The organism is Erwinia rhapontici, from assembly GCF_012271765.1.
GTDB classification, from domain to species: domain Bacteria; phylum Pseudomonadota; class Gammaproteobacteria; order Enterobacterales; family Enterobacteriaceae; genus Erwinia; species Erwinia rhapontici.
Map to the genome: position 1 here is coordinate 131,209 of NZ_VRKO01000010.1, position 13,113 is coordinate 144,321.

10 protein-coding genes and 1 pseudogene are annotated in these 13,113 nt (G+C 54.2%); 9 read left to right on the forward strand and 2 right to left on the reverse strand.

The window, feature by feature from the left end; translation table 11 throughout:
* Positions 1-19: 19 nt before the first annotated feature.
* Both FVB43_RS06030 and FVB43_RS06035 read left to right on the forward strand, forming a co-directional pair.
* Positions 20-244 (forward strand): hypothetical protein, encoded by a 225-nt coding sequence (locus tag FVB43_RS06030; RefSeq protein ID WP_167863555.1) that lies wholly within the window; start codon positions 20-22, stop codon positions 242-244.
* The gene (locus tag FVB43_RS06035; RefSeq protein ID WP_133841384.1) at positions 222-1,307 is read left to right on the forward strand and encodes an ABC transporter ATP-binding protein; all 1,086 of its coding nucleotides are present in this window, start codon (positions 222-224) and stop codon (positions 1,305-1,307) included. The genes FVB43_RS06030 and FVB43_RS06035 overlap by 23 nt, the downstream gene beginning before the upstream one ends.
* Before the next feature lie 358 nt (positions 1,308-1,665).
* Here the strand turns inward: FVB43_RS06035 and pta are convergent.
* Positions 1,666-3,807, reverse strand: a pseudogene (pta, locus tag FVB43_RS06040) (phosphate acetyltransferase); the annotation flags it as partial.
* A gap of 193 nt (positions 3,808-4,000) precedes the next feature.
* Positions 4,001-5,203 (reverse strand): acetate kinase, encoded by a 1,203-nt coding sequence (gene ackA / locus FVB43_RS06045; protein ID WP_133841386.1) that lies wholly within the window; start codon positions 5,201-5,203, stop codon positions 4,001-4,003.
* 352 nt (positions 5,204-5,555) lie between these two features.
* Between ackA and yfbV the strand changes: the two genes are divergently transcribed.
* The 7 genes from yfbV (at position 5,556) to FVB43_RS06080 (ending at position 13,000) form a co-directional block, all read left to right on the forward strand.
* The gene (gene yfbV, locus FVB43_RS06050; protein ID WP_133841387.1) at positions 5,556-6,008 is read left to right on the forward strand and encodes a terminus macrodomain insulation protein YfbV; all 453 of its coding nucleotides are present in this window, start codon (positions 5,556-5,558) and stop codon (positions 6,006-6,008) included.
* Positions 6,009-6,130: 122 nt separating this feature from the next.
* A complete protein-coding gene (locus tag FVB43_RS06055; RefSeq protein WP_133841388.1) occupies positions 6,131-6,625 on the forward strand; it encodes a YfbU family protein in 495 nt (164 codons plus the stop codon).
* A 13-nt stretch (positions 6,626-6,638) separates the two neighbouring features.
* Complete coding sequence (locus FVB43_RS06060) at positions 6,639-7,298, forward strand: sugar phosphatase (RefSeq protein WP_133841389.1); 660 nt, start codon at positions 6,639-6,641, stop codon at positions 7,296-7,298.
* Between the two features lie 257 nt (positions 7,299-7,555).
* Positions 7,556-8,056: an RNA polymerase sigma factor gene (locus tag FVB43_RS06065; RefSeq protein WP_133841390.1), complete on the forward strand. Its 501-nt coding sequence runs from the start codon at positions 7,556-7,558 to the stop codon at positions 8,054-8,056.
* 83 nt (positions 8,057-8,139) lie between these two features.
* Positions 8,140-9,108 (forward strand): FecR family protein, encoded by a 969-nt coding sequence (locus FVB43_RS06070; protein WP_159336282.1) that lies wholly within the window; start codon positions 8,140-8,142, stop codon positions 9,106-9,108.
* A 172-nt stretch (positions 9,109-9,280) separates the two neighbouring features.
* Positions 9,281-11,974, forward strand: a complete 2,694-nt coding sequence (locus tag FVB43_RS06075) for a TonB-dependent receptor (RefSeq protein ID WP_133841392.1) — start codon at positions 9,281-9,283, stop codon at positions 11,972-11,974.
* Between the two features lie 171 nt (positions 11,975-12,145).
* A complete protein-coding gene (locus FVB43_RS06080) occupies positions 12,146-13,000 on the forward strand; it encodes an energy transducer TonB (RefSeq protein ID WP_159336283.1) in 855 nt (284 codons plus the stop codon).
* Positions 13,001-13,113: the final 113 nt, after the last annotated feature.

Genomic DNA, 13,113 nt, shown 5'->3' on the forward strand with positions numbered 1-13,113 from the left:
TTTTTGTTGATGTGTTTTGGTGGTTTTTAAAAAAACAATAGAAAACAACAGCCTGAAAGCAATGCCTTCAGGCTTTTTTTTGATTTTTTGTCAGATTCTACTTGTCGAAGTGAAATTTGTTGTGGTAGAGCTAAAAAAGAGCCACCCAACAGATGCACCTCTTGTGAGTTATGCACAAAGCGTGCCTGGGACGTTTTTTGCCCGTTTGACGAGAGAATACTATGAGATCCCTGGTAAGTTTTAAGAACATCAAAAAGAGCTACGACGGCGAAAAGCTGGTGGTTCGTAATCTGAATCTTGACGTGCAGGAAGGGGAATTTTTAACGCTGTTAGGGCCGTCTGGTTCTGGAAAAACGACCAGCCTGATGATGCTGGCCGGGTTCGAAACTCCGACCGATGGCGAGATTTTCCTGCGTGATAAACCCTTGCATACCTTGCCGCCGCACCAGCGTGATATTGGCATGGTTTTCCAGAATTATGCGTTATTCCCGCATATGACGGTGGCGGAAAACCTGGCGTTTCCGCTGTCGATCCGCCGTATGAGCAAGGTTGATATTAAAGAGCGTGTGGCACGCATTCTGGATATGATCAAACTCACCCCACTGGCCGATCGCTATCCGGCGCAGATGTCGGGGGGACAACAGCAAAGGGTGGCCCTGGCGCGTGCGCTGGTGTTTGAGCCAAAGCTAATCCTGATGGATGAGCCGCTGGGGGCGCTGGACAAACAGCTGCGTGAGCATATGCAGCTGGAAATTAAGCAGCTCCATGAGATGCTGGGTCTGACGATTGTTTATGTGACGCACGATCAAAGCGAAGCCATGACCATGTCTAACCGGGTTGCCGTATTTAACGACGGTATGATCCAGCAGATGGACAGCCCTGGCCAGCTTTACGAGCAGCCCGCCAATGCCTTTGTGGCGCAGTTTATTGGTGAAAATAACAGCCTGCTCGCCACGCAGGTCGCAGCACAGGGCGACTACTATCGCGTCAAGCTGGACGATGGTTATGAGCTGGATGCGCTGAAAGTGCGGCCAAGCTCACCGGGGAAAAAAATCCAGCTCAGTATTCGTCCGGAGCGTATTAACGTCAATGCCCCGGAACAGGGCGATCAGCAGGTGAGCGCGCGTATCCAGCAGTTTATCTATCTGGGCGATCATGTGCGCATGCTGACTGAGGTCGCGGGGCAGGGGAATTTTATGGTCAAGCTGTCGCCGGCCAAAATGGACAGCCGCTGGCAGCCGGGCAGTGAGGTAAAACTCTCGTGGCAGCCTGAGCATCTGCGTGCGCTTGATGTGGTGATCCAGTAATAAAAAAGGGCCAGGCATGCCTGRCCCSYACRGGGTACGTTGGATTCGTAGGGGTCAGGCACGCCTGACCCRCACGGGGTACGTTRGATTCGTAGGGKTCAGGCAMGCCTGACCCGCACGGGGTACGTTGGATTCGTAGGGKTCAGGCACGCCTGACCCGCACGGGGTACGTTRGATTCGTAGGGGTCAGGCATGCCTGACCCGCACGGGGTACGTTRGATTYGTAGGGGTCAGGCACGCCTGACCCGCACGGGGTACGTTRGATTCGTAGGGGTCAGGCAYGYSTNNGACCSGSNACRKNGGTAMSNNAGATYMGWMSGGGNCASRCASGNNTRACMCTKTYMNTGMMRSGTYGNNASCCTKMWRMYTGTTTAGACTGAATCGCCGTCAGGGCGATGGTGTAAACGATATCGTCTACCAGCGCGCCGCGTGACAGGTCGTTGACCGGCTTACGCATCCCTTGCAGCATTGGCCCGATGGAGATCAGGTCAGCAGAGCGCTGTACGGCTTTGTACGTGGTGTTACCGGTGTTCAGGTCTGGGAAGATGAACACGGTAGCACGGCCTGCAACCGGTGAGTTTGGCGCTTTTGATTTGGCAACATCAGCCATGATCGCTGCGTCATACTGCAATGGACCATCGATCACCAGGTCAGGACGTTTTTCCTGCGCGATGCGCGTGGCTTCGCGTACTTTCTCAACGTCGCTACCGGCACCGGAGGTTCCGGTGGAGTAGGAGATCATCGCCACGCGTGGCTCGATGCCAAACGCCAGTGCAGAGTCGGCGGACTGGATAGCGATCTCTGCCAGCTGCTCAGGGTTGGGATCCGGGTTGATCGCGCAGTCACCGTAAACCAGAACCTGCTCAGGCAGCAGCATGAAGAACACGGAGGAAACCAGTGAACTGTTCGGTGCGGTTTTGATCAGCTGTAATGGCGGACGAATGGTGTTCGCGGTGGTGTGAACAGCACCGGAAACCAGTCCGTCAACTTCACCGCGCTCCAGCATCATGGTGCCGAGCATCACGTTGTCTTCCAGCTGCTCCTGCGCTACCACTTCGGTCATGCCTTTGCTCTTACGCAACTCAACCAGACGGGCAACGTAGTTTTCGCGTGCAACGACCGGGTCAACAATCTCAATACCTTTGCCCAGTTCAACGCCCTGAGCGGCCGCTACGCGCTGGATCTCTTCCGGGTTACCCAGCAGGATACAGGTGGCGATGCCGCGCTCAGCACAGATGGCTGCGGCTTTAACAGTACGTGGTTCGTCGCCTTCTGGCAGGACGATACGTTTATGCGCTTTGCGTGCCAGTTCGGTGAGCTGGTAGCGGAAGGCAGGTGGAGACAGACGACGGCTGCGCTCAGATTCAGCGGTCAGCGATTCGATCCAGTCGGCATCGATGTGGCTGGCCACATATTCCTGCACGCGTTCAATACGCTGGGTATCGTCGCTTGGGACTTCCAGGTTGAAGCTCTGCAGGCTGAGAGAGGTCTGCCAGGTATTGGTGTCGACCATAAAGACGGGCAGGCCAGTCTGGAAAGCTCGCTCACACAGTTTCTGAATCGGCGCGTCGATGGCGTAACCGCCGGTCAACAGAATGGCACCAATTTCCACGCCGTTCATCGCGGCCAGGCAGGCGGCAACCAGCACGTCAGGACGGTCAGCAGAGGTCACCAGCAGTGAACCCGGACGGAAGTGTTCCAGCATGTGTGGCAGGCTGCGGGCGCAGAAGGTCACGGATTTCACGCGGCGAGTGGCGATGTCGCCCTCGTTGATCACACGTGCATTCAGGTGACGGCACATATCGATAGCGCGGGTGGCAATCAGCTCGAAGCTCCACGGCACGCAGCCCAGCACGGGCAGCGGGCTGTTAGCGAACAGCTGCTTAGGATCGATATTGGCCACGCTGGCTTTGTTTGAGTCGTCAAAGATCTCAGACAGGTCCGGGCGCGTACGACCCTGTTCGTCAACCGGGGCATTCAACTTGTTGATGATAACGCCGGTAATGCTTTTGTTTTTGCTGCCACCGAAGCTGCTCTGCGTCAGTTCGATGCGCTCTTTCAGCTGGGCCGCTGAGTCATTACCCAGTGACATCACGAAGACGATTTCAGCATTCAGTGTTTTGGCGATTTCATAGTTCAGCGCATTGGCGAACTGATGTTTACGCGTTGGCACCAGGCCTTCTACCAGCACCACTTCGGCATCTTTGGTGTTTTCGTGATAGCGCGCAATGATCTCTTCCATCAACACATCTTGCTGGTTAGAGCCCAGCAGAGATTCAACGCGGCTCATTGCCAGCGGTTCAGCGGCAGGAATGCTGGAGTTTTTGCGGATGATGGTGGTGGTCTGGTCTGGGCTGTCGCCGCCTGCACGTGGCTGGGCGATCGGTTTAAAGACGCTGAGACGCACGCCTTTACGTTCCATAGCACGGATAACGCCCAGGCTGACGCTGGTCAGACCGACACTGGTACCGGTAGGGATGAGCATGATAGTACGGGACACGATAGATTCTCTCCTATAGCGTCATTTTTCACGCTACAGGTGTGTTGGCTGCCTTCGCTCACCCCAGTCAATTACTTGAGTAAGCTCCTGAGGATTCACTCAGTTGCCGCCTTCCTGTAACGCGAAATATGTAGCTATATAAAATGGTGTCTAAAACAACGCCGTCAGCCTGGGCTGACGGCTCGTTGCGAGATTATGCCGTCAGGCGGCTGGCGTCCTGCGCGATCACCAACTCTTCGTTGGTTGGGATGACAATCGCTGCACGCGTGCCTTCTTTGTTGATAAAGCCTGATTTGCCGAAGCGTGCGGCCAGGTTGCGCTCGTGGTCAACCTCGAAGCCCAGCAGCGCCAGCTTGCCCAGTGACAATTCACGAACCATCGCTGCATTTTCGCCGATCCCGCCGGTAAAGATAACCGCATCCAGGCGGCCGTCCATCAGTGCAGTGTAAGAACCGATGTATTTCGCCAGACGGTGGCAGAACACATCCATCGCGCGTTTGGCATCTTCTTTAGTGGCGTAGTTGTCTTCAACATAACGGCAGTCGCTGGTGACTTCAGTCAGACCCAGCAGGCCAGACTCTTTGGTCAGCAGTTTGTTGATCGCATCCACGCTCATGCCCAGCGTGTCGTGCAGGAAGAAGATGATCGCCGGGTCGATGTCACCACTGCGGGTGCCCATCACCAGACCTTCCAGCGGAGTCAGACCCATTGAGGTGTCCACACATTCGCCGTTACGGATAGCCGAAACAGAGCCTCCGTTGCCCAGGTGGCAGGTGATCACGTTCAGTTCAGAAACAGGTTTGTTCAGGACTTTCGCCGCTTCCTGAGTTACATAGTAGTGACTGGTGCCGTGTGCGCCGTAACGACGAACACCGTGCTCTTTATAGAGTTTGTACGGCAGGGCGTAGAGATAAGACTCTTCAGGCATTGTCTGATGGAAAGCGGTGTCGAAAACAGCCACATTCTTATCTGACAGGTGTGGGAAGTTTTTCAGTGCTTCATCAATACCGATCAGGTGCGCCGGGTTATGCAGCGGTGCAAAAGAAGAAGCATCTTTGATGCCCTGGATAACAGACGCATCGATAACCACAGATTGAGTTAACTTTTCGCCGCCATGTACGATGCGATGACCGATTGCAGCGATTTGTGCCGACAGTTCTGGTTTTTGTGCCAGAATAGTTTTAACCATGAAGTTCAGTGCTTCGCTGTGAGCTGCACCAGCACCCAGAGCCGCTTCTTGTTTAGCGCCATCCTGCTTCCATTTGATACGGGCTTCCGGAAGGTGGAAACATTCAGCTAAACCTGACAGGTATTCGTCGCCGTTTGCCGGATCGATGATGGCAAATTTCAGGGAAGAACTACCGCAGTTCAGAACCAGTACTAACTTACTCGACATGGAAGGTCCTATTTGTTTAAAGTGGCGAAAATAAAGTCAACAGTCTATCAGCGTAGTGCATGAAAGCTGGTACATTAATGATGAAGGTCAGGCTTTCGAAAAGTTTTGTCCGAAAGCAAATTTTTTGGAAATATTACGAGATTTTTTTAAATCTTGTCTGTTATTTTTATAAGTTGGTCGATTGTTGACCCGGATTGCTCGTTATCCACTGCCCGTACCCGATATGATGGGAATAAATCGCGCACAGGATAACCAGGGTCACTCGCAAAGACAAAATATTTTGAATCATGTTAGGTAAAGTTGGTGAGTTACAGTTTTTTTTTAATATTTATCTCTGAAGTTGAGGTCAGACATGGCGAATGAGTCCGGCAGTGTCGGTTGGTTTAAGCTGTTCCAGCATGGGCAGCACTATATGAAGACGTGGCCTGTCGATAAACGCCTTGCACCTATGTTTCCAGAAAACAGAGTGACGCGCGCCACGCGGTTTGCTATCCGCATTATGCCTCCCGTCGCTGTTTTCAGCCTGACCTGGCAAATTGCCCTCGGCGGGCAACTTGGCCCGGCCGTGGCCACCGCGCTCTTTGCCTGTAGCCTGCCAATGCAGGGGCTGTGGTGGCTGGGAAGACGTTCGGTCACGCCGTTGCCTCCTTCTTTGCTGGGCTGGTTCCACGATGTGCGTGAGAAACTGCAAGCCGCCGGCCAGGCGATGACCCCGGTTGAAGGCAAGCCCACGTATCAGTCACTGGCTGATGTTCTGAAACGGGCGTTCAAGCAGCTGGATAAAACGTTCCTTGATGACCTCTAAATGCAGGCGGGTTTTCCTCACTGAAGTGAAGGTAAACCCGCTTTGCGTCAAAGAAGCCTTTCCCCTCGCTATGCGATCCTTGTGCAACTTTCAGATTGCCCCCCGTGGCCGAGGAGCCCCAAATGGATATGACCCACGCACAGCGTTTAATTCTTTCCAATCAATACCAGTTAATGGCGATGCTCGATCCCGATAATGCGGCGCGTCATCGTCGCTATCAGACTATTGTCGAACGCGGTTACGGCCTGCAACTGCGCGAGCTGGATAATGAATTCAGCCAGCTGCCGGAAGCGGAATGCCGCACGCTAGTCGCGATGATGGAGATGTATCACGCGCTGCATGTTTCCTGGACTAATCTGAAAGAGCCTCAGGGGGTTGAAGCGCGTCGCCTGGTATTCCTGGGTTTTGATGCCGCCACAGAAGGGCGTTACCTCGGCTACGTGCGCTTTCTGGTGAATGTGGAAGGGCGTTACGGTCATTTTTCCGCGGGCAACCACGAGTTTAATGCTCAGGTGCCGATGTGGGAAAAGTATCAACGGATGCTGGCTGTGTGGCACAATTGTCCCCGACAGTACCATCTGAGTGCGAATGAGATCGCGCAAGTTATCAACGCCTGAGAAGGAAGATGCAGTGAAGTGTAAAGGTTTTCTGTTTGATCTGGATGGCACGTTAGTCGACTCACTTACGGTCGTTGAACGTGCCTGGAAAAACTGGGGTAAGCGCCACGGGATTGACCCGGACGAAGTGCTTGGTTTCATCCACGGTAAGCAGGCTATTACCTCACTGCGCCATTTTATGGCCGGGGCGTCAGCAGACGCCATTCAGCAGGAGTTTATCGCCCTGGAAAAAATGGAAGCCGAAGACACGGACGGGATTGTGGCGTTGCCGGGTGCGCTAGCGTTGCTGGCGCAGCTTGATGAAATGGACATCCCCTGGGCCATCGTGACCTCCGGTTCTGTGCCTGTGGCCAGCGCCCGTCATGCGGCGGCAGGGCTGCCAGCTCCTGCCGCGTTTGTTACCGCAGAACGTGTCGAGCGCGGTAAACCTGAACCTGATGCCTATTTACTGGGTGCACAGCTGCTGGACCTGGAGCCGGAAGAGTGTGTGGTGGTAGAAGATGCCGCAGCGGGCATTCTCTCCGGACTGAGCGCAGGCTGCCATGTGATTGCCGTGAACGTGCCCGTTGATGCACCCCGTCTGGAAGATGTGGATATGGTACTCACCTCGCTGGATGAGCTTATCATCCATAAAAATGCTGATGGCAGCGTTAATATTCACCGTAAACATTAATTCTTTTCAGCCCTGCTCTCGCGGGGCTTTTTATTTCCCCCTGGTTCCCCGTGGTAAAAAACACAACATAAATGTCACACCAATTTTAATGTTAATAAGAATCATTATCATTTTTATATTTTTTTCTATATTCTTACCTAAAACGAACAAATAGCGACCCGCGCAACCGCGTGCTGGTCCTCTCCAGGGTACTTTTTTATGGTGTGCATTAACGTTGCTTGTGCTCGCTTTAAACTTACGGCTCCCGGGGTGGCGCTATGCTGAACCTCAAATTGCTCTTCCAGAAGCACGCGCACGAGATCCAGCAGTTTCTTCAGAAACGCGGGCACGGGCCTGATGTGGCCGCCGATCTGACCCAGGATACTTTCCTGCGCATCCTCAGTTCGGCACCGCAAAAGGATGATAACCCGCGTGCGTGGCTGCACCGGGTGGCACGTAACCTCTCGGTTGACCTCTATCGCCGCCAGCAGATTGTCACCATAGAAGAGATGCCGGAAGAGGACTTCTATGCCATTGCTGACCCGCTCTCCGGGCCGGAACGGACCTTTGGTGCGCGTCAGGATCTGCAAATACTGAACGATGCGCTGCATGAGCTGCCGTTACAAACTCAGCAGGCTTTCCGCCTGTATCGTTTAGGGGAGATGACGATTAACGAGGTGGCAGAGGAGCTGGATATTTCTATTTCCCACTGCTGGAAACTGATTCAACGCGCCTACCTTCATCTGCGCGTGAAATTGAACGATGCGCATAAGCAATGAACTAAAATAAGCAAACGCATCTCTTATCCATTACAGTATGAATGCTCTTTTTGCCGACGCGCTAGCGAACCGGATTTGCTCAGATGACTGGAAACATGTCGCAGGACGATAAATTGTTTGAAGAAGCCTTCGACCTGATCATCATGTTGCAGGCTGGCAAGGATACCCCGCAGGTGCGCGATCTGATTCAGGTCTGGCGCGCGCGTGGCCCTGCCCATGAAGCGGCCTGGCGCGAGGCGATGCATATTCACAGCCTGTCCGGCGATTTGCTGCATGTTTCCCCCTCCACCGTTGTGCCCCTTCCTTCCCGACCGGGATTATCCCGTCGTCGTTTTCTGCTGGGGGCAACTGCAGTTGCTGCTGCGGGGGCTCTGTTGGCAGTGGCGGGACCCCAACTGCTGCTTAACCTTCGTGCTGACAACGTGACGGCGACCGCAGAAGTGAAACATCTGCGGCTGGAGGACGGAACCGCTATCGCGCTGGGACCGGACAGTGCCGTTCGTTATCATTTTACCCCGCAGGAACGCCGTATTGAGCTGCTCTCCGGGATGGCGTGGATTGATGTTGCCGCTGACGACATGCGTACTTTTCGCGCGGTGGCGCGTGATATGCAGGTCAGTACTTTCGACAGTGCTTTCGATTTGAGCCAGGAGAGTTCGCTGCTGAATGTCAGCGTCGGGCGCGGCAGTGCTGAAGTGCTTATCGCGGGTAACAGTGACCCGGTCAGTCCGCAGCTGGGTGCCGGTGACTGGCTGACCCTGGATCTGCACAGCCAGTTGATCGAACATGGTCATCATTCTGCTGATGCCGCCGGTGCCTGGCAGGACGGTACGCTGGTGGTGGACGGCGAAACATTATCATCAGTGGTCGCACGCATTGCGCGCTGGCAGCCGGGCAAGGTGGTGATGGCCAGCAGCCGCCTTGGTCATCAGCGTATTAGCGGTGTCTATAATCTGAGTGACCCCTTGAGCGCCTTGCAGGCTGCGGTGCAGCCTCGTGGTGGCAAAGTGCATGAACTGAGTCCGTGGCTGACGGTAATCGCCACGATCTGACCGAAAAAGACCTTCCTCCCTACGTTTTCATTCTCCCCCAAAATAGTTTTGTAAAAAAAACATCTTAATGAGAAAAATTGTCATTCCCATTCGTTGTATCTGACAGAGCGTGCTGGCTGTCACCTGCATCATCGGCCGCTTACAAAATAACAATATTTTGCCGAGGGGATTTATGATTTCGTCAGTTGAAGTTCGCCTTGCACGTCGTGTCGGTACCCGACTGTTAAGCGCAACGCTTTTAGGTTCACTTTCGTTGCCGCTGGTGGTGCTGTCTCACAGTGCACACGCAGAAGCCGCACAGCAAATTTCATTCAGCATCCCGGCCGGTTCACTGTCCGGCGCGCTGGCCGCGTTTGGCCGCCAGTCCGGTATGCAGATCAGTTATCCACCAGAAATGGCGGCCGGGAAGACATCTCCGGGTATCTCCACCACCACCACGTCTGACGCCGCGTTGAACCGGTTGTTGCAGGGCAGTGGGCTACAGGCAAACTTCAGCGGCAACACGGTCACACTGAATACGGCTTCAGCATCCAATGCCGACGATGATGCCCTGATGCTGGGCACCATTACCGTGACCGCTAAAGCAGGTGGAACGCCAGCGGACGCACCCTATGAAAGTGCCGGTTCCAGAGCGTATCTCTCTGGCGAACAGGTGGAGCGTTTTCGCGGCACCTCGGTAGGCGACTTCCTCTCTGGTGTACCCGGTGTGCTGAATGGTGATGCCCGCAACTCAGGGGCGCTGGATGTGAACATACGTGGTATGCAGGGACAGGGACGAGCACCGGTTATTGTCGATGGATCCAGCCAGGAGACCAGCATTTATCAGGGATATAATGGATCGAACTCACGTACCTATATTGACCCGGATTTTATTGGTTCCGTCGAGATTGAAAAGGGTGCCAGCATGGGTGCCGATGCCACTGGTGCCATCGGTGGGGTGGTGCGCGTCAGTACCATCGGTGTACAGGATATTTTGCTGCCGGGCGAAAGTCTGGGGGTACGTATTAAGGGCGGCTTTAACAGCAACAGTGGTCATGTTCCTGCGGAAGGTACCCGTGCGGGCATGAAAAAATCGTTCGGCTATGCTGGCGATAGTCCGACTTATGACCAGATGTATTATAAGAATGACACCCGGCGTCCGGGGTTACTGGAGGCAACGGGCGGTTCCGGAAGTATTGCGGTGGCAGGGACGAGCGACTATTTTGACGGTGTAGCTGCCTATGCCCGGCGCTACAACGGTAACTACTACGCGGGTAAGCACGGTGGCGGCCAGCCCCGGGTGACGACCAAAGTGGATCTCTATGGTAATAACACCTTAGTCAACGGCGGCATTGGACCTTACCGTGGCGGTGAGCAGGTGCTGAATACCTCGCTGGATAACGAATCCTGGCTGCTGAAAGGCAAGCTGAAGATGGTGAATAACCAGACGCTGGAACTGGGATATTCAAAATACATCAGTGACTACGGCTATCAGCTGGGATCGACGTATTTTATCACCCCCTCTTTCTATCAGGGACGGCTGAGTAATATCACGCTAGATACCTGGACTGCGCGTTATCAGTGGCAGCCCGATGATACCGATCTGATTAACCTCAAAGTGAACACGTTTTACAATCAGGTGGATAACCGTGCTAATGCCACCAGCTACAATGAAACGCTGGGCACTCTGACCTCTACCGCTATGCTGGTCGGTGCGGATCGCTGGGGTGCCACCGCATCGAATACCTCACTGTTCACCACGCCTGTCGGGGATGTCAGCGTTGAGCTGGGCGGAGGTTATACACGTGAAGACGTTGGCACACCGAGGGGTGTTACATTTGTCGATGATCTTTCGGTGGTCATGCCACAACCGCGCGAGGGTAATCGCCGCGAGAGTAATGCCTTTACCACACTGGAATGGAAACCGCAGGAATGGCTGACACTGAACGGCCATGTGCGCTATCAGCACTATAAAACCCTGGATGAGGCGCCAACCCTGGAAACACCGTATGAGCGTACCGATAAAGGCTGGTCACGGATTATCAGTGCAACGGTTGAGCCGTTTGAAGGTGTGAAACCTTATGTGAAGTACAGCAATGTCATGCGCAACCCCAGTATCTTTGAGTCACTGACCAGCCCGTCATTTGGCGTGCCGGTGGCGGATAACGCCGTGAAACCGGAACAGGCACGCAGCTATGAGGCCGGAATTAACATTCTGCGCGATGGCGTACTGATGAAAGAAGACAAACTGCGCCTGCATGCGGCGTATTTTGATAACCAGGTTGATAATTACATTACCCGTTCCAATGTCCCTATGGAGACGCCGTGGTTCACCTGGTATGCGCTGGGACGCATTAACCTGAAGTCAGCCGAGATGCGCGGTTTTGAAGTTTCCGCTGAGTATGACACCGGCAAAGTGTTCGGCAGTGTGGGCTGGAACCACTATACCCATGTGATGTTCTGCGCGGTACCGGGCAGTATTAATCCTGAATATACCGAGTGTGCAGCCGGGGGGATTTACAACAGCTTCGCGCTTCAACAGGTACCGCCGAAAGATACGGTGACGGTGAATCTGGGAAGCCGTTTCCTCGATGACAAGCTGACCGTGGGTTCACGTGTTAACTGGATCGGCAGCCGCTACACCGAGGGAATTGGTGATGGCAGTGAGAAAACCACACAGTCACTGGGTGTCGGCTCAATTCAGCCTTCTCGCTGGCGTCCGTATGCGCTGGTTGACCTGTACGCCAGTTATAAGCTGAACAGGAATACGACGTTTGATTTGACCGTTGATAACCTGACCGACCGTTATTATGTCGAGGCGATGAGTATCTCACCGCAGGCCGGTCCAGGCAGGACACTGCGCGGTAGCGTGACGATGAAGTTCTGATAGCCTTTTGCGGGCGGGGGAAACCCCGCCCGTTTTCTTTTTTCATTTAAATCAAAAAACGTTGTCTTCACTGAGAAAAAAAAGCCGCGCCGTTCGTTTTATTAGTAAGAAGCAAGATGCCAGGCAATCAACCCGAGAGGGGTGAAAGAATAAAAACAGGTTGGGGGTGGTATGCAAGGCGTACTCGGGCCGGAGAGTCAGCAAGATTCTCCGCTGTGGTTAACGGGTGGTCTGCTGGCGCTGGCACTACATGGCGGTCTGGCAGTCTGGTGGATGTGGACGCCACCGCCGGTTGCTGCTGACCATGCCCCTCCCGCAGCCATTATGATTGAAATCGCCGATACGGCGCAGGCTGTACAGACGCAGCAGAACAATATCACCACGGAAAAGGTGGATGCCCAGGCCAGTCAGGCGCAGAACAAAGAAGAAGCGCAGAGCGAAGGCGCAGCGGCACCCGCGCAAGCACAGCCGCAGCCATCATTGAAGGAACCAGAAAAACCGCTGCCTGTCGTGGAAAAAACGGTGATGACCCAGTCAGCCGCCCGGGCATCGAAAAGTAAAAAAGATGAACAACGCAAGGCGCAGCAGAAAAGGCAGCGTCAGCAAAAACAGCAAAAACAGCAACAAGAGCAGCAACGCGAGCAAACTGCATCAGCCCAGAGCGTTCAGGCACAGGTACAGGCGCAGCAGGCATTACGTAACGCCGCCCGCCAGACCGTCGCCAGCAACGCGCTGTCACCCCAACAGAGGGCGACCTGGATGAGCAAAGTGATGGCCCATCTGGAGAAGCGCAAACGCTATCCGCAGGCGGCACAGGATCGCGGACAGCAGGGGGTGGCGACCGTCGAATTTACCCTTGATGGTCAGGGAAATGTACAGACGGTAGCACTCAGAAAGGGCGTGGGTTTTAGCGCACTGGATAATGAAGTGTTGTCGCTGTTACGCCGTGCTTCACCGGTACCGGCACCGCCAGATGGTGAACCGAAACGACTTACCGCACAGATTCAGTTCTTCCCGCGTTCGTAGCGCGAGAGGAAGTTACCAGGGGGATATTCCGCTTTTTCCGGGGTAACTACGCTCTTATATGTAAATGCAAATACATATCATTGTGATTTGTATTTAATTTTTTGACCGGAGCC